General features: G+C 67.7%; 19 protein-coding genes. 9 read left to right on the top strand and 10 right to left on the bottom strand.

What is annotated here, in order from left to right:
• Positions 1-393: 393 nt before the first annotated feature.
• From ACPXB3_RS17205 to macS, 7 genes are all read right to left on the bottom strand, one after another.
• Positions 394-744, bottom strand: a complete 351-nt coding sequence (locus ACPXB3_RS17205) for an ectoine synthase (protein WP_425706384.1) — start codon at positions 742-744, stop codon at positions 394-396.
• Complete coding sequence (locus ACPXB3_RS17200) at positions 722-1,654, bottom strand: alpha/beta hydrolase fold domain-containing protein (protein ID WP_425728669.1); 933 nt, start codon at positions 1,652-1,654, stop codon at positions 722-724. The genes ACPXB3_RS17205 and ACPXB3_RS17200 overlap by 23 nt, the downstream gene beginning before the upstream one ends.
• Before the next feature lie 79 nt (positions 1,655-1,733).
• Positions 1,734-2,411 carry a FadR/GntR family transcriptional regulator gene (locus ACPXB3_RS17195; protein WP_425728667.1) on the bottom strand — a complete coding sequence of 226 codons (678 nt, stop codon included), beginning with the start codon at positions 2,409-2,411 and terminating at the stop codon, positions 1,734-1,736.
• Between the two features lie 5 nt (positions 2,412-2,416).
• Positions 2,417-3,310: a sulfite exporter TauE/SafE family protein gene (locus ACPXB3_RS17190; protein WP_425706381.1), complete on the bottom strand. Its 894-nt coding sequence runs from the start codon at positions 3,308-3,310 to the stop codon at positions 2,417-2,419.
• Positions 3,311-3,443: 133 nt separating this feature from the next.
• Positions 3,444-5,477: a DUF2339 domain-containing protein gene (locus tag ACPXB3_RS17185; protein ID WP_425728665.1), complete on the bottom strand. Its 2,034-nt coding sequence runs from the start codon at positions 5,475-5,477 to the stop codon at positions 3,444-3,446.
• Between the two features lie 120 nt (positions 5,478-5,597).
• On the bottom strand, positions 5,598-6,239 hold the full coding sequence (locus tag ACPXB3_RS17180) for a response regulator (protein WP_425706379.1): 642 nt from the start codon (positions 6,237-6,239) through the stop codon (positions 5,598-5,600).
• Entirely contained in the window at positions 6,236-7,444 is a 1,209-nt protein-coding gene (gene macS, locus ACPXB3_RS17175; protein WP_425706378.1) for a MacS family sensor histidine kinase, read from the bottom strand. Before macS ends, ACPXB3_RS17180 begins: the two co-directional genes overlap by 4 nt.
• 202 nt (positions 7,445-7,646) lie before the next feature.
• Here macS and ACPXB3_RS17170 point away from each other — a divergent pair, with 202 nt between their 5' ends.
• Entirely contained in the window at positions 7,647-8,144 is a 498-nt protein-coding gene (locus tag ACPXB3_RS17170) for a hypothetical protein (protein WP_425706377.1), read from the top strand.
• Between the two features lie 27 nt (positions 8,145-8,171).
• Here the strand turns inward: ACPXB3_RS17170 and ACPXB3_RS17165 are convergent, their stop codons facing one another.
• A complete protein-coding gene (locus ACPXB3_RS17165) occupies positions 8,172-8,702 on the bottom strand; it encodes a DoxX family protein (RefSeq protein WP_425706376.1) in 531 nt (176 codons plus the stop codon).
• Positions 8,703-9,242: 540 nt separating this feature from the next.
• Between ACPXB3_RS17165 and lon the strand changes: the two genes are divergently transcribed.
• Positions 9,243-11,621, top strand: coding sequence for an endopeptidase La (gene lon, locus ACPXB3_RS17160; protein ID WP_425728663.1), 2,379 nt, complete (start codon positions 9,243-9,245; stop codon positions 11,619-11,621).
• Positions 11,622-11,700: 79 nt separating this feature from the next.
• On the opposite strand, the gene ACPXB3_RS17155 is transcribed toward lon, so the two are convergent.
• On the bottom strand, positions 11,701-12,816 hold the full coding sequence (locus ACPXB3_RS17155) for an LLM class flavin-dependent oxidoreductase (protein ID WP_425706374.1): 1,116 nt from the start codon (positions 12,814-12,816) through the stop codon (positions 11,701-11,703).
• A gap of 293 nt (positions 12,817-13,109) precedes the next feature.
• Here ACPXB3_RS17155 and ACPXB3_RS17150 point away from each other — a divergent pair, with 293 nt between their 5' ends.
• The 7 genes from ACPXB3_RS17150 (at position 13,110) to ACPXB3_RS17120 (ending at position 20,799) form a co-directional block, all read left to right on the top strand.
• On the top strand, positions 13,110-14,408 hold the full coding sequence (locus tag ACPXB3_RS17150; protein WP_425706373.1) for an NtaA/DmoA family FMN-dependent monooxygenase: 1,299 nt from the start codon (positions 13,110-13,112) through the stop codon (positions 14,406-14,408).
• Between the two features lie 91 nt (positions 14,409-14,499).
• On the top strand, positions 14,500-14,901 hold the full coding sequence (locus tag ACPXB3_RS17145) for a hypothetical protein (RefSeq protein WP_425706372.1): 402 nt from the start codon (positions 14,500-14,502) through the stop codon (positions 14,899-14,901).
• Between the two features lie 307 nt (positions 14,902-15,208).
• Complete coding sequence (gene dnaK / locus ACPXB3_RS17140) at positions 15,209-17,062, top strand: molecular chaperone DnaK (protein ID WP_425728661.1); 1,854 nt, start codon at positions 15,209-15,211, stop codon at positions 17,060-17,062.
• Entirely contained in the window at positions 17,059-17,709 is a 651-nt protein-coding gene (gene grpE, locus ACPXB3_RS17135; RefSeq protein ID WP_425706370.1) for a nucleotide exchange factor GrpE, read from the top strand. The genes dnaK and grpE overlap by 4 nt, the downstream gene beginning before the upstream one ends.
• Before the next feature lie 110 nt (positions 17,710-17,819).
• Positions 17,820-19,034, top strand: coding sequence for a molecular chaperone DnaJ (dnaJ, locus tag ACPXB3_RS17130; protein ID WP_425706369.1), 1,215 nt, complete (start codon positions 17,820-17,822; stop codon positions 19,032-19,034).
• A gap of 105 nt (positions 19,035-19,139) precedes the next feature.
• Positions 19,140-19,496: a heat shock protein transcriptional repressor HspR gene (locus ACPXB3_RS17125; RefSeq protein WP_425706391.1), complete on the top strand. Its 357-nt coding sequence runs from the start codon at positions 19,140-19,142 to the stop codon at positions 19,494-19,496.
• Between the two features lie 142 nt (positions 19,497-19,638).
• Positions 19,639-20,799 carry a hypothetical protein gene (locus ACPXB3_RS17120; RefSeq protein WP_425728659.1) on the top strand — a complete coding sequence of 387 codons (1,161 nt, stop codon included), beginning with the start codon at positions 19,639-19,641 and terminating at the stop codon, positions 20,797-20,799.
• A 69-nt stretch (positions 20,800-20,868) separates the two neighbouring features.
• Here ACPXB3_RS17120 and ACPXB3_RS17115 read toward each other — a convergent pair whose 3' ends face one another.
• Positions 20,869-22,020 carry an FAD-binding oxidoreductase gene (locus tag ACPXB3_RS17115; RefSeq protein WP_425706367.1) on the bottom strand — a complete coding sequence of 384 codons (1,152 nt, stop codon included), beginning with the start codon at positions 22,018-22,020 and terminating at the stop codon, positions 20,869-20,871.
• Between the last annotated feature and the right edge of the window lie 236 nt (positions 22,021-22,256).

The raw sequence follows: 22,256 nt of genomic DNA, 5'->3' as shown, positions 1-22,256 counted from the left end.
AGCATGTTGCGCAACGTGTTCAGTTGCTGCATCGCCGCGAACGCTTCACGTGAGGTGAGGTCTGGACTGTAGGTGCGGTCGTCGAGTTGGGCGATGAGGCCCGCGTAGAGCTCTGCCGACAGTGAAGCCGAAGGTGTGGTGGCGTCGATCATGGATTCCCCCCTGGATGATCTTGCGATGGGTCCAGTCTAGCAGAAGATATGTTCGACGCGCAAGTGTTCGAGGGCTAATCCACAAGGGCTGCAACCGGTTTCGTCCCACTGGTGAACAATTGTCACAGCGGTGAACGAATTTCCCTGCGGTGAACAGCAGTCACACCGGCGGACTGCGACGGCACGAGACAACCGGATACTGTTGCGGGACAGGGTGAACAACCGATCAGCATCCATTGACCTACGGACTGCCCGGCGGCACAGCGGGGGTGAAGACGCAGTACATGCGTAGTCGGGTCTCGGCCACGATGGTATGCCGCTCATGCTTGTCGAGCAGATACATCGTTCCCGGGTCGAGCGGATAGGTGACACCGTTGTCGCGGTCGACGAGCTGGCCGTGGCCCTCGATCAGCCAGACGGCCTCGATGTAATCCGGGTAATGCAGCGGTGTTTGGGTACCGGGCGCCACGGTCGTCTCGTGCAGCGAGTATCCGAGGTCGTCGTCGGACAGGATGATGCGTTTGGACGTCCACGTGTCGCTGTCGACCTGGCGGTCGGTGCCGGTGATCTCAGCGGTCGTGCGAACTATCATCGTGGTCCTCCTTGATCCCATGAATGAAGTCGAGCAATTCGTTTGTGGCCGTGCGTGCTTCGAGGATGGCCTTCATGATCCAGTTGTGAAACATCCCCGGGTACTCATGCAGCTCGACGGGCACGGCGGCGGCGTCGCCGAGTTGTTTGATGCGGCGGGCGTCGGGCAACAGGATGTCGCGTGTCCCGATGAACACCGTCAGCGGCGGATACCCGTTCAGGTCGGCGAACGCCGGACTGATCCCCGGATCGTCGAGCGCACGCCCGGCCGCATACCACCGGCCGGCCTGCCGTAAACCCGTGACGCCGAGTTCAGGGTCGGTGGGGTCGATGCGCCACGAATCGGGATCGTCGGTGGCCAGATCGATCCATGGGGAGAACAAGGCGAGGGCAACCGGTAGCGGCTCCTGTGCTTGTTGTAGGAGATGTACCAGGGTCAACGCGAGGGTGCCGCCTGCGGAATCGCCGAACACCAGGCGATCGGTCGGATGCGTTCGGGTCATCACCGTGCGGTACGCGTCCGCCACCATCGGGACGATCGTGCGGTGATCGTGTTCGGGCGCCAAGGGATACATCGGCAGCGAGTAGGTGCACCCGAGGCGATCGACGATCCGGGCGGCGAAGCGCCAGTGATGCGGTTCGGGCGCTTCGACGAATCCGCCACCGTGCAGATGGAAGATGTGCCACCGGCTGCGCAGTTTCTCCTTGGGCGACAGCGTGAAACAGTCGTGGCCGTCGATCTCGTCCACGGCCACCCGGTATCGGCGAGTGAGCCATCGGGGTGGCCGCGACCGATCCGGATCCTGATGTGCGGCGAGACCGGCACGCATCGCTGCGGGATCGGCGTAGAAGTGCTTGTTGCGTTGTGCCCGGATTCGTCCGATCAGCAGCCGTGCAGGCAAGGACGTCATCGGGAGCGCATACCCATCCGGCGCGCGCCCGAATCATCGCCCACTTCGACGACGTCGGTCGTCATGGCGGGTGACGGTGTCAGTCGCCGGCGGAGGTTATGCCTTCAGCCAGTCCGAGAAGGTGTGTCCGGGTGCGGCTTTCGGCGGCGTCGGCATCTCGGGCGAGGATGGCGTCGACGACGGCACCGTGGTCGTCGTCGTCCTTGCTGTCGAGCGGCATCAAGGAGAGCATGTCGGTCATCGCGGCCACCAGGCGGGGTTCGATGCTGTCGAACAAGGCGGTCAGCAGACTGTTGTGTGACGCCGCGACGATGCGCCGGTGCAGTCGCATGTCGACGGCTGCAAGTGTTTCCGGGTCGCTGCCGGTGACGGTATGCCGGTCCTCGAGTGCCCTGGTGATGGCGGCGGCGTCGTCGGAGTCGTGTGCGAGGGCGGCGAGTGCAGCGGCTCGCGCCTCGATGGCGATGCGCACCTGGATCACGTCGGTGATCTCCGCGATCTGGGCGAGATCATCCCAGGGCTCGGCCGGCTTTGCCGCGGCGAGGAACACGCCGACACCCTGCTTGGTCGTCAGCACGCCACGCGCGGCGAGCCGGCGGATCGCCTCACGGATCGTGGAGCGGCCCACGGAAAGCTCCGCGGCGAGTGCCACCTCACCCGGGAGCTGTTCGCCGACCTCCCAGCGTCCGGCCGCAACGTCGTCGAGCAGTGCCCGTGCGGCCTGCTCGGACAACGGGACCCGCGTGAGTGCTTCCATTCGCCCTATTCCTCGGTGAGTGCTCGCTCCGATGATAGGGGAGGCGCCGCAGCGGTTGCGGTGCTCGCCTGCGCCTCCCGCCACATCCGGAACATCTCGCGGATGGCGATCGCCAGGGCGAACACTGCGAACACCAGACCCAGCACCCGCACGTTCAGTGCCAGGGCGACCAGGGCGCCGACGATCGCGCCGGGCAGCGCACCCAGGTTGAGGATGCCGCCCAAGCGCAGGTCCGCCGTGCCCTGCCGCGCGTGGGTGATGGTGCCGACGATCGCATTCGGGAAGAACATCAGCAGTGAGGTGCCCTCGGCGGTGGGCAGGTCGGTACCGAATAGGAGCATCAGCGCCGGGACTGCCAACAGTCCGCCGCCCAGACCCATCCCGGCCGCCCAGGCGCCGATGACCAGACCGAGCACCAGCGACACCGGGATGACGTAGCCGAGGCTCTCGAGCACGCCGTCGGAGACGATCGCCGACCCCTGCAGCGGGTCGGCGCCGGCGGTGTCGAGGAACAGTTTGAGGCAGGTCAGTACCAGGATCGCCACGAACAGCCAGCGCAACATCAGATGGGGCAGCCGCAGGATCAGGCGTGCGCCCCAGACCGCGCCCAGCGTGGCGCCGATGACCATGCCGGTGCCCGCGCGCAGGTCGATCGACCCGCCTGCGATCGCGAACGTCGCCGCGCCGACTCCGCACACCGCGATGTTGGCGGCGCCGGCGGTGCCGTGCAGGGCGGGCCGCGACAAGGAGGTCACCTTCTCGAGCGCTGGGACGAAGAACACGCCGCTGCCCCCACCGAGAAGGCCGCCGATGAAACCTCCGGTCGCCCCGATCCCGAGCTGGGTGCCCATCCCGGGACCGGGGGTGGGCTGGTACGGCGATGGCTGCGCGCTCTTCATGACTTCTCCTCACTCGACGATCCACGCACAGTAGCACTTGTCTGACAAGTAGGGGACGGTGCTTCAGCCAATGCAGAAAGGCGGTGGTGGGAGACGTCTGTCCCGGCTCCCACCACCGCCTCATGCCGTGAATCTATGTGTGTGCCGCCGTGCGCCGCCCGTCGGTGGAGTTCAGCGACTGGGCGTAGACCACACCGAGCGACAGCAGCAGCAACCCGACGACGATGAAGGCGATCACCCGGAAGAGCCCGTCGAGAGCGGCGAGGTCGAAGAGGAACAGTTTGGCGACCGCCGCGGCGATCACCGCGAGGCTCACGGTCACCGTCAACGTGCGAACCGGGCCGCTGCGGTGGCGCGCCCAGACGAGCCCCGCGGCAGCGGTGGCAACCCAGACAATGGTGGCGACGGCGTGACCGGCGCGGAACCCGCTGTCGGAGCCACCCGAGAGCGCTCCGCCGAGGCCGACGCAGATCTCGGTGACCAGACCCAGCGAGATCAGGGCGCCGACGGTACCGATGGTGTGCAACTCGGCCTCGGGGCGGTTCTGCGACCACGACCAGGTCAGCACGGCGACCGCGGCCAGGCTCACCGCCGCGACGATCACGAGTTGCGCCTGCTCGGTGACCGTCAGGGAACTGTTGACGAGTAGCCGGTTCAGCGCACCGAACGGCAGGGACGCGAACAGCGCGACGGCGGTGAACACGGTCGCGATGATCCGCATCGGCAACGCGAATTCGGTTGTCACGCAAGCTGCCACGGCGACGACCAGTCCGATGCCGGCGAGACCGATGAGGATTCCACGGCCGTCGAGGATGGCGATGAGTGCGGCGGCCGCGGTGACCGACGCGCTGGTCAGCCACACCGTCCGCACCGCGTGGGTGACCCCGCGGACGGTTCCCGAGACGAACGTCAGCACGATTACCGTGAGGGCCGTCGCGGCCAGCATCATCGCGGCCACCACGTCACCGGCCAGGTACTCGGCACCGAGCATCGGCACGACGCTGGCCATGGCGATCAGCGTGATGAGCAGCGGACGGCTGGAACTGCCCAGCAGTGCAAGCGTGGAACCAAGGGCGAGTAGCACGTTCAGCATCAGGGCGAGAACGAAGAACCACCGGATGTCGTCGGTGCGGTAGTGGTGACCGTCGGCGATGACGAAGAGCAGCGGCACGGTCGTGGCGGCGGTGTTGACGGCGAACAGCGCGGTCCAGTTGCGGCCCAACTGAATCCACAACGCCGACGCGGCGACGCAGAGCATGAAGCCGACGAGCACGGCGTCGACGCCGCCGGTGATGATCGGGGCGAAGACTAGCACGGGCACACCGACCATCAGGGCCAGCGTCTGCGAATCCCACCAGCGCGCGACGCCGAGGCCACCCGCGGCGATCGCGGCGGCGAGGATCAGCGACACATAGTCGGGGGCCCAGTGATAGATCGTGGTGATGGCGAGTGCGTCGAACAGGGCCGCGGCGATGCCGGTGGCGACGAGAGCCGAAGCGCCGGAGCGTTTTCCGGCGTCACGGCCGATCCAGACGCCGACTCCGACGAGAATCGCCGCCAACATCGCACCACCGGCCACCCGCAATTCCGGGCGCAAGAGCCCGGCCTGCGCAGCCAGCACGAGAAGCAGCACGACGCCGACCAACGTGATCGCAACGCCCGCGCCGGCGAGGAGTTTGCCGATCAGTCCACGCTCGGCGGCCGACGAGATCCGGTCGGACACCGAGCGTTTCGGTGCCGCTGAGGGTCGGACGCGGTGTGTGGGGTAGGGCGCGTACGGCCGCGGTGCAACCGGTGGCATCGGATACGGCGATACCGGGCGCATGGTCGGGCCCGGTGGGATCAGACGCGGAGGAATGAGGTGCGGAGTGACCGGCGGCGGAGTGACTGGGGGAGCGATCGGGTGGCCGGGGGCCACGAACGGCGGTGCCGGTGCGGCCGGGGGAGGCGGCGTGAACTGGGGAGCTTGGGTGTACCGGGGTGCTTGGGTTGCCGGGTGCGCCTGGGTGGCCGAGGCCGGCGGCGTGTCGGTGGTGTCGAGGACGCCGCGCAGCGCGGTCATGTCGTCGGAGATGGCGGTGAATCGGTGGGAGATGTCGGCGAACTGATCGCTGATTCGCTCGAGCACCGTGGCGGCCGACTCGCCGGGGGCAGGTGTGTGGGTCATGGGTTCCAGCGTCGGCGAGTCGGCGCCGTCGATCATGAGTAGTTCTACGTGCATTGCATGGGTAAAAGCCTGTTGAGCAGCGACGTCACCGGAATCGCCGGTCGTTCGGGCGCCCGGATGTCAGTCGCCGTCGAGTCCGTGTTCGATGGCGTAGCGGGCGAGTTCGACGCGGTTGGCCAGCTGTAGCTTCCGCAGGGCCGCACCGACGTGGTTCTCGACGGTGCGGGGGCTGATCGAGAGCCGGCCGGCGATCTGCTTGGAGGAGAGGCCCTTGGCCACCTCGCGCAGCACCTGCGTCTCTCTATCGGTCAATACCGGCGTGTCGGGGCCGGGATCGCGCGCGATCCGCCGGTATTCGCCGAGGACCAGTCCCGCGAGACCGGGTGTGAACACCGGTTGTCCGGCGGCGGTCGCGTGGACGGCCGCGATCAGTTCGGCGCGTTGTGCGCTCTTGACCAGATATCCGGTGGCCCCGGCCTTGACGGCATCGAGGACGTCGTCGCGCTCGTCGGAGGCCGACAGCACCAGCACCCGCGCCTGCGGGCACACCTTGAGCAGTTCGGTGGTGGCCTGTGCGCCGGTCCCATCGGGCATCTGCATGTCCATCAGCACCACATCGGGCTTGGTGGCGCCGGCCCGGGCGGTGGCCGCGCGGACGCCGTCGGCGGTGGCGACCACCTCGAATCCCTCGTCGGCCAGGTCACGGGCGACGCCGTCGCGCCACATCGGATGGTCGTCGACCACCATCACGCGCACGGTCATCGTTGTCTGCCCTTCTCCACCGGAATCGTCAGCTCCCATTCGGTACCCGTCCCCGGCTCCGAACGCAGCTGTGCCCGGCCGCCGAGGTCGTCGATGCGTCCGACAATAGAGCGATCGACGCCCATCCGGCCCTCGGCCCGCGCCTGCTCGAGTCGTCCAGGTGCGATGCCCACCCCGGTGTCCCGGATGCTGATGATCACCTCGTCGTCGAGGTCTTCGAGCAGCAGGTAACTGTGCACGTCGGGGCCGCCGTGCTGCGCGGAGTTGGTGAGGATGTTGCCGATTGCCGCCATCACCTCGGACAAGACGCCGGGAGGCAGTGGTACCGGGTCGGAGGGTGTACTCACCGACACCGTCGCGTCGGCGAGGGCCCGCAGCGCAGCACCCAGATCCGAGTCGGCGTCGGTCTCGACGTCGACCGGCCGCGCCGCGATGAGGCGCCGCAACCGTTCTTCCTGCTGCGCCGCCAGGCGTGCGAGTTCGGCTGTCTCCCCGCCGATCTCGCCACCGCGACGCGCGACGAGGGCCAGCACCTGCAAGACCCCGTCGTGCACCTCGCGCGCCAGCCGCTCACGTTCGCCGGCCTGCGCGGCCGTTCGGATCGCCGCGCTCAGCCGCTCGTGGGTGAGACGCGCCCGCGAGGCGGCGAGCCCGATCGCGACCCCGGTCATCAACAGCAACAGTGCCGTTGCGTTGCGGCCGAAGTTCAGGAAGAGCTCGCCCTTCACATAGAAGTTGGTCACCCCGATAGCGGCGCCGCCGAGCAGTCCCCACAGCGGACCGCCCAGAAGTGCGCACGAGAGAACACAATTGGTCATCCACAGGGTGGTAGGCCAGGTCTGATTGGCTGCGACCCACTCCGTGTCGGCGACGTAGGACGTCGACAGCATCATCACCACCGAGACGGCGACCTCGGAGGCCACAAACCACCAGTGCCGACCGAATCCGGCGAGATACCCTGCCGCCCACCACATGTTCGCGGCAGTCAGCAGCCCGAACAGCACCCAGGCCAGGCCGGGTCTTTCGAGGTCGTGATTGATGACGATCTGAAAGCCGAGCGCATAGGCGAAGGACGCGAGCCGAAACAGTTGCGCGCCGCGCCACAACGGGCCGACGGGGTCGGTGTCGTCGACGCGTAACCACGGCGGGAAGATCCGGTCGAAGCCGGTGGCGATCACAGCCGACGAAGGGCGGGTGCCGGTCATCGAGTCGATGGGATCGATGTGTCGAGGTCACCGTCGGTCGGTGGGCACATGGTTCGTCTCCCCGCGCTCGGCAATGGTCGGCTCCATCATCGCCCAGGTCTTGCCGGGTTCGTCGTTTTCGCGGGTTCATGTCGGTCGTTCGAGGTGCGGCCGTCTTCTTAGTTGTGGTAACGATCACACGGCCGCAGCCGACACTCGGCACATGAACAGAACACACAAGAATCGGTTGATCGCCGGAACGGTCGCGGTCGCCACCGCTGTGGGTATCTGCGGCGGTGCGGGTGCGGCGAATGCCGAGGACACCCTCGGCAAACTCGACGACCACTCCTGTCAGGGAGTCAGCCCCAACATCGTCGACCTTCCCTATGTGGTGACGATTCATGCGCTGCAGCAACAGCAGCCCATCATCCACAACAACGTCGACCTGTACTTGTCCGAGCCGGTGACTCTGCTGGCGCCCTACCAGGTCACCGGGACCCTGACGTGGCGCAGCCCGGTGACGGGACAGCATGGTTCGCAGGCATTCACCGATTCGGTACCGCGTCACCAGTTCCTGATGCCGTTCAGCAGCAGGTCCGACATGCCTGAGTTGACCTTGCACCCCGGTGTCGGGCCGCTCGACGTCACGGTGAAGGCACAACCGAAGGGTGCCGTTCCCGTCGCGCCCGTCACGTGCACGGTGCGCTTCGACGTCATCTGAGCAGCCCGACGCCGGGCTGGGTAGAACTCAGACGCTCTGGGCGGCCAGGGCCTTCTTGCGCCGGCTGAGTACGGCGGCTGCGCCGCCGACGGTCGCGAGCAGCGCGGCGATGCCGACCCGCTCGTGTGCCAGCGGATGCTTCACGACGGCGTCGACCGAGTAGCGGCCCGGGCCGGTCAATACGATTGCCGCCGAGGTCAATCCGAGCACGGCGGGATACTCGAAGCCGCCGTTCTGGGCGAAGAATCCGCTGGGCCGGTGGACGTCGGCCGCGGCGATCATCGCCGCGGCACCCGCGGCGGCGGCGACCCGGGTGCCGGCGCCGAGTGCGATGAGGCCACCGGCGGCTTCACTGACACCCGCGGCGACGGCCGAGGCGGTGGCCGGTTCGAATCCCATCTTCTGCATGCCGGCGGCGGTGCCCTTGATGCCGGGTCCGCCGAACCAGCCCGCGAGCTTCTGGGCGCCGTGGGCGAACAGCGTGGCTCCCACCGCCACCCGCAGGGTCAGCAGTCCGGCGTCTAGTGCGCGGTTCGAGGTGGTCGATTTACGGGACATGGTTGTTCACCTTCCTAATGAATACTGGTAACAGGACTCTAGTCCGTTTTCCGGACCCGTGTTCGTGGGGTGGGTGATGGGGTGGGGTGCGGGTGCCCGGGATGACCGTTTGGTTGCGGCAAATGTGTGCAGACGTCGCGAATATGTGCCCCACAGGACACGCATCGGCCGTGTCGACCCACGGACTGCCGTCATGGCTGTCGCTAGCCTCGATGGCATGGCTGATCGTGGTGATGAGGAGATTCGCGCCGTCGTTGCGCGCGTCTCCGGCTACCGCTTCCGGTCCACGTTTCATCTCCGACGGCCCGAGCGGGCCATCGGCGCCCGCGACGGGATCGCTCTCGTCCGTAAGCATGCCGCCGAACTCCTGACCACCTGGGGATGTGGGTCGACCTGGCCAATGTGTGCTCTGCAGGACACGCATTCGCCGAGCTGGCACACAAACCCTGTCTCTCTCCCGTTCACCCACGGCGAAATATGCCCGGGAACAAACATCCTGCCAGCCAGGTTGAGCCGATCAGACTTAACTTTGGAGGTTAGATGTCCCAGACAGATGAGTCCCAGACCTACTCGTTGCCCGTCCTGTTCGTCCCGGATCTCGTCGTGCTGCCCGGCATGGTCGTGCCGATCCCGCTCGACGACACCGCCCAGGCGACCGTGGACGCGGCCCGGGCCAGCGAGTCCGGAAAACTACTGGTCGCGCCGCGACTGGACGACCGGTACCCGACGCACGGCGTCGTCGCGTCGATCGTGCAGGTCGGACGCATGCCGGGCGGTCAGCAGGCGGCCGTCGTCAAGGGTGAGACCCGTGCTCACATCGGTACCGGCACCACCGGCCACGGCACCGCGCTGTGGGTCGAGGTGACCGAGGTCGCCGAGCCGGAGACGACCGCCGAGACCAAGGCATTGGCCGCCGAGTACAAGAAGCTCGTGCTGGCCATGCTGCAGCGCCGTGAGGCGTGGCAGGTCATCGACGCCGTCAACAAGATGACCGATCCGTCGGCGCTCGCCGACACGTCGGGCTATTCGTCATGGCTCACCGACGCGCAGAAGCGTGAACTGCTCGAGACCGACGACGTCGCGGCGCGACTGCAGCGGCTGATCGACTGGACCGGCGAGCACATCGCCGAGACCGAGGTCTCCGACAAGATCGCCGACGACGTCCGCAACGGCATGGAGAAGCAGCAGAAGGAGTTCCTGCTCCGCCAGCAGCTCGGCGCCATCCGCAAGGAACTCGGCGAGGACGAGCCCGACGGCGCCGACGACTACCGCGGCCGCGTCGAGGCCGCCGACCTGCCCGACAAGGTCCGCGAGGCTGCGCTGCGTGAGGTCGGCAAACTCGAGCGCTCGAGTGACCAGTCACCTGAAAGTGGTTGGATACGAACCTGGTTGGACACCGTTCTGGACCTGCCGTGGAACGTCAGCACTGCCGACTCCGCCGACATCGCCGGCGCCCGGGAGATCCTCGACGCCGACCACTACGGCCTCGAGGACGTCAAGGACCGCATCGTCGAATACCTCGCGGTGCGTGCCCGCCGGGCCGAACGCGGCCTGCAGGTCGTCGGCGGACGTGGTTCCGGTGCCGTGATGGTGCTGGCCGGTCCACCCGGCGTCGGCAAGACGTCGCTGGGTGAGTCCGTCGCCCGTGCGCTCGGTCGCAAGTTCGTGCGCGTCGCCCTCGGCGGTGTGCGCGACGAGGCCGAGATCCGCGGCCACCGGCGCACCTACGTCGGTGCGTTGCCCGGCCGGATCGTGCGAGCCATCGGCGAAGCGGGATCGATGAATCCCGTTGTGCTGCTGGACGAGATCGACAAGGTCGGCTCCGACTACCGGGGTGATCCGGCGGCGGCGCTGCTCGAGGTCCTCGACCCCGCGCAGAACCACACCTTCCGCGACCACTACCTGGATCTGGATCTCGACCTGTCCGACGTCGTGTTCCTCGCGACCGCCAACGTCATCGAGAACATCCCGTCGGCGCTGCTCGACCGGATGGAGCTGGTGACCATCGACGGCTACACCGAGGACGACAAGGTCGCCATCGCCCGCGACTTCCTGCTCCCGCGGCAGGAGGAGCGTGCGGCGCTGACGGGCGACGAAGTGTCGGTCAGTGACGAGGCGCTGCGCGAGATCGCCGCGAACTACACCCGCGAACCGGGCGTGCGGCAATACGAGCGGCTGCTGGCCAAGCTGTTCCGCAAGGTCGCGACGAACATCGAAAGTGGTAAGGCCGCAACGCCGGTCGCCATCGGTGAGTCGGACCTGAAGGAGTACCTGGGCCGTCCGCGGTTCACCCCGGAATCGGAGGAGCGCACCGCGGTGCCCGGTGTGGCGACCGGCCTGGCCGTCACCGGGATGGGCGGCGACGTGCTGTTCATCGAGGTGAGCCGCGTCGGCGGTGCTGAATCCGAGGACGGCAAGCCCGCCGCGGTCGGCGGCACCCGACTGCAACTGACCGGCCAGCTCGGCGACGTCATGAAGGAGTCCGCGCAGATCGCGCTCTCGTATGTGCGCTCGCACGCAAGCGAACTCGGCGTCGACCCGACGGCCCTCGAGGGCACCATCCACGTGCACGTGCCCGCGGGTGCGGTGCCCAAGGACGGACCGTCGGCCGGTGTCACCATGGTCACCGCACTGGTGTCGATGGCCACCGGACGCAAGGTGCGCGCCGAGGTCGGCATGACCGGTGAGGTCACGCTGAACGGACGAGTGCTGCCGATCGGTGGCGTCAAGCAGAAACTGCTTGCCGCACAACGCAACGGGCTGAAGACCATCTTCATCCCGCAACGCAACGAGCCCGACCTGGACGACGTGCCCGCCGAGGTGCTCGATGCGCTGGAGGTCAAGCCCATGATCGATGTCGCCGACATCGTCGAGCAGGCCCTCGAACCGGCCGCGCAGACGGCCGCGACGGCAGCCTGACGGAAACGAATACAGCGCAACGCGGCTCATCCCGCCCGACGGTGGGGTGAGCCGGGTTGCGTTCTCCGGAAGGCTCAGGTCATGGGTGCGTGACGGGCTCAGCGGCCGTGAACCCGGCGGCGCGGCCCGCGTCGTCGGCACTCCACAGGGTCGTGCCGAGTTCTCGGCGCACCAGTGGGATGACCTCCTCGGCGAACTGCGCGAGCACCTCGTGCTGCCGGGGATAGGGCAGCACCGGGTTGATCGAGATCGACTGCAGATCATGGCGATACGAACGGTGGTAGTCGATGATCTTCTCCGCGACCCGCTCTGACGAGCCGACGAGTGCGGGCCCGCGCTCGACGGCGTCCTCGATGGTCGCGAACATGTTGACCTTGCCGATGCGCGTCTCACCGGCGAACTTCTCGCGGTTGCGGGCCGCGATCCCGTCATAGACCGGCCGGTACTCGGCGATCGCGTCGTCGGTCGTGGCCGCCAGGAACAGTCCGCCAGAGCCGGAGCCGACGTAAGCCGCCGCCGGATCATGCCCGTGCTCGGCGTACTTCTCGCGATACCGGTCGATGAGCACCTGGTAGTTCTCGCGGGGCTGCAACGCATTTGCGGTGACGATCGGGTCGCCGTACTGGGCGGCGAGGTCGACGGCGACCGTGGAGGTCGCCGACCCGTGCCAGATCCGGAAGCGTCCGGCGAACGGGCGCGGCACCGTGGTGACGCCGTCGAGAGGCCAGTGATGCTCGCCGCGCCAGGCGACATCTTCTTCGCCCAGCAGTCGCCGGAGCAGCTCGAAGTTCTCGCGCAGATAGTCGTATTGGTGCTCGATCGTGCGGCCGAACATGGGGAAGTGCTTGTCCTCGTTGCCCTTCCCGATGACGATCTCGAGGCGCCCGCCGGAGAGCTGATCGATGGTCGCGTAATCCTCGGCCACGCGCACCGGGTCGAGGAGGCTGAGCACCGTGACGCCGGTCGAGAGCAGGATGCGGTCGGTGGCCTGCGCGAGCGCACCGAGCAGGACCGTGGGCGACGACGACAAGAACTCACCGGCGTGCCGTTCGCCCACCGCGTAGGAGTCGAAGCCGAGTTCCTCGGCCAGCACCGCATTCGCCACGACGCGTTCGAGTCGGGTGTGGGCGGAGATCAGTTCACCGGTCACCGGATGCGGGGTGTGCGGGACGATGTCGAGGACTTGGAAACGCATGACAGCTAACTCGTTCCGTGAGGCGGGCGCGACGGGCCACGGTAGGCGCGTCGTCGACGGTTCTGGGCATCGCCAACCTAACAGCGGTGGCCGTGACACCGGCGCCTGCGTTCACCGGCGAATCCAGCGTGCCGGCGTCCAGTCGACGGCACCGATGTCGGTGCAGGCCTGGGGACTTCGGGTTTCGCCGGGAAGCGCGGATGGCGGCCCGCAATCAACGACCGCTGCAACCTCTACGATCACGCTGATTCTTTCGACGGCCGTAGCGACGCGCGGCCCGTAGCGTCGCCCGGATGGGACACGCCGGAGACACGCGGAGAACTCTCAAGACCGTCGCGGGGGTGAGCGGCGGTCCGGACATCTATCGACTGGCGCTCGACCCGGAGAGATCCACGCTCGCAACCGCACTGGAGACGGCACGGATCGCCGAGGACCTGCGGCTCGACGCGCTGTTCGCCGCCGACCTGTTGAGCTTCGGCGCGCAGGGCGCGATCGGCGCCCAGGAACCCATCGTGTTCCTGGGCGCACTGGCCGCGGTCACCGAGCATGTGGGTCTGATCGCCACCGTCACAACGACTTTCCACCATCCGTACAATCTGGCGCGACTGTTCGGAACCCTCGATCACGTCAGCAACGGCCGGGCCGCCTGGAATGCCGTCACCTCCTCACTGGGCGAGGAGAACTACGGCGACGCCGACATTCCCTCACCGGACGATCGGTATGCCCGCGCGACCGAGGTGCTCGAGATCACCAACGCGCTGTTCGACTCGTGGCGGCCGGGAGCGCTCACCGCCGACGCCGACGGTCAGGCGGTGCTCGACGCCGACCTCGTGCGCCCGATCGATCATCGGGGCCGGTACTTCAGTGTCGCCGGACCACTCAACATCCCGCCGCTGCCGCAGCGGCGTCCGGTCCAGTTCCAGGCCGGCCAGTCCGCCGGCGGTATCGAACTCGGCGCGCGTTTTGCCGAGGTCGTCTTCACCTCGCTGCCGACTCTCGAAGATGCGGTCACCTACACCAAGACCATCCGGACCCGCGCCGCCGAACTCGGACGCGATCCCGCGCTGCCGCTGATCTTCAGTTCGCTGCACGCGACGTACGGTGCGACCGAAGCCGAGGCGCTCCGCAAGCGTCGCGAGCGGATCGAGGCGCTCGACCTCGACGTCGCACGCCGCGGGCTCGAGGACATGCTCGGCGGCGCCGACCTCGCCGGGCAGCCGCTGGATGCGCCGATCTCGCCCGATCTCGTCCCCGACCTGTCGACCGTCAACCGCCGACGCGGCCGGGTGGAGATCTTCGCGCGGCTGGCCGCCGAGGGAAAGACGTTGCGAAAGCTGATCATTGCTGCGCAGGACACCGGACATTGGGCATTCGCCGGTACGCCCGAGCAGATCGCCGACGCCATCGAGGAGCGCTACCGCGCCGGGGTCCTCGACGTCGTCTCGCTCGGCGGCCTCACCGACCCGGCGACCTACGAGTTCGTCGCGCAGGGCGTGTTGCCGCTGCTGCGCAGGCGCGGGATCGTCGGCGAGGACTACCTCGGACACACGTTCCGCGAGAATCTGGAACTGCCACCGCTGCCGCCGGTCTGATCTCCGCGCCGGGAGTGGGCCGAGCGGCGCGCCGCCGGGGACTACGGTGAGAGGCGAAGCCTCGGTTCGCGCGTCAGCAAAGGAGCTTTCCATGTCCGACCTGCCCAAGATCACCGACCACGAGATGCGGACGATCATCCAGTACTCGCAGCCCTACTCGGTGGTGGTGTTGCGCGCGGGACCTCAGTTCGGAACCCCCGAGGCGCACGACATCATCTGGGAGCACAGCCGCCGGAATTTCTCGCTGCGGGCCAAGGGCGATCTCGCCGTCATCCTCGGTGTCAACGAGCCCGGTACCGAATCCAACTCCGAGGTCCGCGGCTTCGGCGTCTTCGACAAGGACGTGGAGACCACCACGAAGATCATGAACGACGACCCGGGTGTGCAGGCCGGCGTCTTCGAGTTCGAGGTGTATCCCGTCCGCGGATTCCCGGGCGATGCGCTCGCTCCGGGCCCGGACCGGTCGCTGCCCGCGACAGCCGGCACGGATTAGGCCAGGATTAGGCCCCGAACAGGCCCGCGGCCGATTCGGAGGGATTGAGTCGATCCGACTCAACTCTTTTCGCGATTCCGGGAACAACTCCGTCCGCACACCCGTTGGACCCATCGAGCAACCTGAGTGTTAGAGGCTCAACTTCAGTTGACCAACCCGGCTCGACCCGGTAGGACATGAGTCGGAGGCGCTGAAGTCTGGCCTTCCCGCGCGCAGGTTTGCCGCAGACCACTCCCTCGTGGTGGCACATCGGTGGCCGCGGGGGCGGACTTGGGTGCAGACCCAGAAACTAGGAGGAATCGCAAAGATGTCTCGTGCTGTTGGAATCGACCTCGGCACCACCAACTCCGTGGTGTCAGTACTCGAGGGCGGCGAACCGACCGTCATCGCCAACGCCGAAGGTTCCCGTACGACCCCGTCGGTTGTCGCGTTCGCGCGGAACGGCGAGGTGCTCGTCGGGCAGCCGGCAAAGAACCAGGCGGTCACCAACGTCGACCGCACCATCCGCTCGGTCAAGCGTCACATGGGTGACACCGAATGGAACGTCGCCATCGACGACAAGAAATACACCCCGCAGGAGATCAGCGCCCGCACGCTCATGAAGCTCAAGCGCGACGCGGAGTCCTACCTCGGGGAAGACGTGTCCGACGCGGTCATCACCGTGCCGGCCTACTTCAACGACTCGCAGCGGCAGGCGACCAAGGAAGCGGGTCAGATCGCGGGCCTCAACGTGCTCCGCATCGTCAACGAGCCCACCGCCGCGGCACTGGCCTACGGGCTGGACAAGGGCGAGAAGGAACAGACCATCCTGGTCTTCGACCTCGGTGGCGGTACCTTCGACGTCTCGCTGCTCGAGATCGGTGACGGTGTCGTCGAGGTCCGTGCGACCTCCGGTGACAACAATCTCGGTGGCGACGACTGGGACCAGCGCATCGTCGACTGGCTCGTCGACAAGTTCAAGAGCTCCTCGGGCATCGACCTGACCAAGGACAAGATGGCCATGCAGCGTCTGCGTGAGGCTGCCGAGAAGGCCAAGATCGAACTGTCGGCCTCGCAGTCGACCTCGATCAACCTGCCCTACATCACCGTCGACGCCGACAAGAACCCGCTGTTCCTCGACGAGCAGCTCTCGCGCAGCGAATTCCAGAAGATCACCTCGGACCTGCTCGAGCGCACCCGCGCCCCGTTCCAGGCCGTCATCAAGGACGCCGGCATCTCCGTCGGCAACATCGATCACGTTGTGCTCGTTGGTGGTTCGACCCGTATGCCTGCGGTCACCGACCTGGTGAAGGAACTGACCGGCGGCAAGGAGCCCAACAAGGGCGTCAACCCCGATGAGGTCGTCGCGGTCGGTGCGGCCCTGCAGGCCGGTGTGCTGCGTGGCGAGGTCAAGGATGTACTGCTGCTCGACGTCACCCCGCTGAGCCTCGGTATCGAGACCAAGGGCGGCGTGATGCACAAGCTGATCGAGCGCAACACCACCATCCCGACCAAGCGGTCGGAGACCTACACCACCGCCGAGGACAACCAGCCGTCGGTGCAGATCCAGGTGTATCAGGGTGAGCGCGAGATCGCCTCGCACAACAAGCTGCTCGGCAGCTTCGAGCTCGGTGGGATCGCGCCTGCGCCGCAAGGTGTTCCGCAGATCGAGGTGACCTTCGACATCGATGCCAACGGCATCGTGCACGTCACCGCGAAGGACAAGGGCACCGGCAAGGAGAACTCGATCCGCATCCAGGAGGGCTCGGGCCTGTCCAAGGACGAGATCGACCGGATGATCAAGGACGCCGAGGCGCACGCCGAGGAAGACCGCAATCGTCGCGAAGAGGCCGAGACCCGTAACCAGGCCGAGTCGTTGGTGAACCACACCGAGAAGTTCCTCGCCGACAACGAGGACAAGGTGCCCGCCGACGTCAAGGAGAAGGTCAACGGGGCCATCGCCGAGGCGAACGAGGCACTCAAGGGCAACGACATCGCGTCGATCAAGAGCGCGATCGAGAAGCTCTCGACGCAGTCCCAGGAGCTGGGCCAGGCCATCTACTCGGCGTCGGCCGCCGAGGGCCAGGGTGCGGACTCCGGCGACGGTGCAGGCGCGGACGCCGACAACGACGTCGTCGACGCCGAGGTCGTCGACGAGCCGAACACCGGGGACACCAAGTGACGGCTGCAGGCGCCGGAAACGGACGCGAGGAACCGGTCACGGTGAACGATCGTCGTCGCATCGACCCGGAAACGGGTGAGGTGCGCGAGGATTCGGCCGCCGGGCCGGGCCCCGGGGCGGCCGATCCGGTTGCCGACCCACCCGTTTCTGAGCCGGCCCCGCGCTCTGCGGAGTCCGACGAGGTCGCCGACCTCACCGCGGCCCTGCAGCGTGAACGCGCGCAGTTCGCCAACTACAAGCGGCGGACCGAGGAAGAAAAGCAGGGGCGGGTCGCCTACGGCAAACAGGTCCTGATCGAAAAGCTCCTGCCGGTGCTCGACGACCTCGACCGGGCCCGCGAGCACGGGGATCTGGAAACGGGTCCGCTGCGCGCGGTCGCCGACAAGCTGACCGGAACGTTGAGCGCCGAGGGCGTCGTCAAGTTCGGCGCGCCCGGCGACGTGTTCGACCCCGAGCTGCACGAGGCCGTCCAGAACGACGGCAGCGGCGGTGAGCCGGCCCTCGGCTCGGTGTATCGCAGCGGTTACCGGCTGGGCGACAAGGTGATCCGGACCGCGATGGTCACCGTCACCGATGCCGCGCCGGGAACCGGTGCATCGGGCTCACCCGATGCCGCCTCGCACGACCCCCAGAGTGGTGCACAATAACCATCTGCGAGTTGCCCGGTGGGGCGCGCCGACGCATCAGCGTCGCGCGTCCCGCCGGGCATCACACATACTTCATCCAGACATGTTCATTACGAAGGAGGTGACGTCTGGTGGCTCCACAACGAGAATGGCTCGAACGCGACTTCTACAAGGACCTCGACGTTGCTTCTGATGCTTCGTCTGAAGAGATCAAGAAGGCTTATCGCAAGCTCGCCCGCGAGCTGCATCCGGACGCCAATCCGGGTGACACGCAAGCCGAAGAACGCTTCAAGCGGGTGTCCGAAGCCCATAGCGTGCTCGCCGACCCGGACAAGCGAAAAGAGTACGACGAGACCCGCGCCATGTTCGCCGGCGGCCGATTCCGTGGCGGCGGCAACGGTTTTCCCGGTGGCTTTCCCGGCGGCGGCGGTGGCAGCACCCGTTATTCGACCGAGACCGGCGCCGACTTCAACATCGGCGATCTGTTCGGCGGTGGCGGCGCCACCGCGGAGGGTGCAGGCGGATTCGGCGATATCTTCGAGGGACTGTTCAACCGCGGCGGTTCGGGGCCACGCACGTCGACGGCGGCGCGGCCGCGCCGCGGCAACGACCTCGAAACCGAGACCGCGCTGTCGTTCAAGGACGCGGCATTGGGTACGACCGTCCCACTCCGGGTGACCAGCCCGGCGCCGTGCACCACCTGTCACGGCAGTGGTGCCAAACCCGGGACCAGCCCGCGGGTGTGCCCGAACTGCAACGGCTCGGGCTTCGTCAGCCGCAACCAGGGCGCCTTCGGGTTCAGCGAACCGTGCCAGGACTGCCAGGGCACCGGATCGCGTATCGACGACCCGTGCACCGATTGCGACGGCAGCGGCGTCAAGGTGCGTGCCCGCACCATCAACGTGCGCATCCCCTCCGGGGTGGAAGACGGTCAGCGCATCCGGCTCGCCGGACAGGGAGAGGCCGGCCGCCGCGGTGCGCCGTCGGGTGACCTGTATGTTGTGGTCCACGTGACCCCCGACAAGGTCTTCACGCGCAGCGGCCACGACCTGCGTATCCAGTTGCCGGTGCGGATCTCCGAACTGGTGCTCGGTGCGACGGTGTCGGTGCCGACGCTCGACGGTTCGGTCGGGGTCAAGATCCCGCCGAACACGAGTGACGGACGCACGCTTCGGGTCCGCGGGCGCGGTGTGCCCAAGCGTGCCGGCGGGGCGGGCGATCTGCTCGTCAGCGTCAAGGTCGAGGTGCCCCGCAAACTCGACGATGCCGCGGTGGAGGCGATGACCGCCTACGCCGAAGCCGAAAAGGCGAGCGGGTTCGATCCACGGGCGGGCTGGGGGCGATGAACCATGGCCGAACGCAGGGATCACACCCGGTCCGGCGCTGACCGCGCCCGGCCGACCGGCACGCCCGCCGGCTTCGACGACGACGTCAATTCGGCGGCGACATTCATGATCTCGGTGGCCGCCGAGTTGGCCGGGATGCACGCGCAGACGCTGCGTACCTACGACCGGCTCGGTCTGGTGACGCCGCAACGCACCAGTGGCGGCGGGCGTCGGTACTCGACGCATGACGTCGAGGTGCTGCGCGAGATCCAGCGGCTCTCGCAGGAAGAGGGCGTGAATCTCGCCGGGATCAAACGCATCATCGAGCTCACCAACCAGGTCGACGCGCTGCAACAGCGCGTCCACGAACTGCAGCACGAGGTCGACACGCGCGGGATCCGCCGCGGTGGCGAACTCGTGCCCGTGCCGCGCACCAGCGCGCTCGTGGTGTGGCAACCGCGCCGCCGGCGCACCGACGTCTGACCGGCGCCGCCACACCAGAAGTAACAAAACGCCGGCGTGCAGTGACAGCGGTCCAAGGCGGCCTGATCGCCGCGCGTACGCTGTTCGCGTCGAAAGCCGACGGGCGCGCAGAGCCGGCTCGCCGGCGGAAAGAGAGGTGCCGGTGAGCGAGTCACCCGAGATCTCCATCGCCGAGCCCGCAGTTCTCGGGGTGTCGGTGGTGGGCGATGAGATCGCAACCGTGGTCCGCGACGCGACCGGCGAGATCGTCGCCAGCAACCACGCGGAACTCGCCGACGGCTCGCCCCCGGCGGTCCTCGACGCGCTGACCGAACTCGTCGGTTCCGCGCCGTTCCGCATCGCCCACATCGTCATCACGTGCGCACGCTCCGATGTCCGCAGCCACCTCGATTTCTCCGTGAACGCGCCGGGCCGCCCCGACTGGGCTTCGGCGGTCAGCTTCATCGATCTGCCGCATGCGCTCGCACAGGCGGTCCGCCGCGACGGCACTGGCGAGGTCGCCGTCGTCGCCCTCGACCGGGCGGGAGCGCTTGTCCGCGGAACGTCGATCGCACTCGTCGACGCCACCCACGCCTCGGTGCTCGGAGCGGCCGAGGTCGCCCCGGATCACGCGTTGCCGGTGACCGACCCGGTCGGCGCCGGCTGGCTTGTGGCGCACCTCGATTCGCTGACCGGTGGCTCCACGGTGGCCGGGGTCCTCGCCGTCGGATCCGGTGCGCAGATGCCCGAGGCCGTCTCCGCCATCGAGGCGGCAACCGGTGCGTCGGTGACCGTCGCCCCGGCTCCCGTCTTTGCCCTTGCGCAGGGCGTGACCGAGGTGATCACCGCCGACACCCGGGCCATCCCGGTCACCTCTGCGGTGGCGGCCGCGCCCGCAGCGCCGACGGCTGCGGCCGCCGTCGCCGGGGCCAAGCCGACAGCGCGGCACGGCTCGGGCTTTCGCTGGTGGATCATCGGCGGTGCCGCCGGGCTGGCCGTGTTGCTGTGCCTGATCGCCCTCGTGGCACTGTTCTCCACCAGAGGTGGCGACGATGCGCCCGCCGCGGTCACCTCGACGGTGTCGGTGCCCGGCCCGACGACCGAGGTCACCGTGACGCGTACCAGCCGGGCCGACGCCGAGACCGTCGTCGACCAGCAGACCGTCACCCGTACCCGCACCGTCACGCCGCCGCCGGTGAGCAACACCGTCACGCAAACCGCCACCGTGACCGCGACGGCAACCGTCACCGAACAGGAGACGGTCACCTCGGTGGTCACGACCACGGTGCCCGTGCCGGCGGCCGGCGACTCCGGCGGCCAGTAAGAGCTCGCCGCAGATGGCCTGGTAGTGCAGAAGGCCTGGTAGTGCAGATGGCCTGGTAGGGCAGAAGGCCTAGTAGACGGGGTCGTGCTGGATGAGGCTGGCCCGTACTCCGGCGATGATGAGTCCGCGGTGGGTGTTCGCGACCATCTCCGGGGAGCCGGCGACGAGGGTCTGCCGGTCGTAGAAGCCGGCGTCGGCGCCGACGATGTCGACGAGCCGGCCGATGCGATACTCGATGCCGAGCTCGGCCGGCCGCACCCCGCCGTCGAGCCACCATGGATCGGTCGCTTCTTCTGACACCGCAGTGATCTGCAACCAGGGGTTGGTCGCCGCCATCTGACGCAGCACCGGCAGATCATAGAGTTCGCCGGGGTGGCGCGCGCCGTAGTAGATGTGGGTCGGCGGCGAGTCGGCGAGCGTCGACATCTCGATGAGCAGGGCGCGTAGTGGGGCCAATCCGGTACCACCGGCGACCATCAGCACCTCCCGGTCGCCATCGATGTGCAGCGTCCCGTGCGACTGCCCGAAGGTCCACACGTCGCCGGCTTGGGTCTGGGCGACGATCGCCGAGCTGACGGTGCCACCGGAAACCGCCCGCACATGGAATTCCAACTCGCCGTGCGGGTTGGGCGGGATGGCCGGCGACAGGTTGCGCCAGACCTTGGGCCACTGCGGGATCTGGGTCTCCAGGTATTGGCCGGTGTTGAACTCCAGCGGGGTATCGGTGACCAGCCGGACGACCGCGAGACCGCGACTGATGCGGAACTTCTCCACGACCCGCGCGGTCCACGTCGCCGCGCCGGGCGCGGTCTGGGCGGCACCGCGCATCACGCCGGTCACCAGCATCATCGCCTGCCCGACGGTGCGTTGGGCCTCCTCGTCCCACTGCTCGCCGAGGGTGGCCGCGAATTCGCCCATCAGGGCGCGGTAGATGGTGTGGTAGTGCTCGGGGTGTACGCCGAATTTGCGGTGGTCGCGGCCGAGCTGCGCGAGAAATTCGACGAGTTCGGCCTGCCCCGACTCGCTCGGGATGACCTCGAGTACATGGTCGATGACGTGGTAGAAGGCCTCACGCTGCAGCGACATCATCGCGCCGAACAGTTCGCGTAGGTCCGGGTCGATCGCGAACAGCCTGGTGTAGACGTTTCCGGCGAAGCGGTCGGGATCGCGGCCGATCAATTCGCGAAGCTGGTGCAGCACATGGCGGGAATGGCTCGCCAAGTTGCACCTCCACACCGATCGCTCGTCCACCCGGCCGGGACGCACACAACATTCCGACCGACAACGTCACCCATTCTGCCTTGCGAGCCCGACGGATCGACTCAGGCCTGGTACTACCGGCGCAGCTGTGTTGCGCCCGACGTGGTTGCGCCCGCCGTGGTTGCGCCCGCCGTGGTTGCGCCCGCCGTGGCGTCGATCGGTATACCGAAGGCACGTGAGGCGTCGACGACTGTGGC

Source organism: Gordonia sp. DT219 (assembly GCF_049847065.1).
Lineage (GTDB): Bacteria > Actinomycetota > Actinomycetes > Mycobacteriales > Mycobacteriaceae > Gordonia.
The sequence above is the reverse complement of the archived record's forward strand: the minus strand, read 5'-3'. Positions and strand labels throughout refer to the sequence as shown.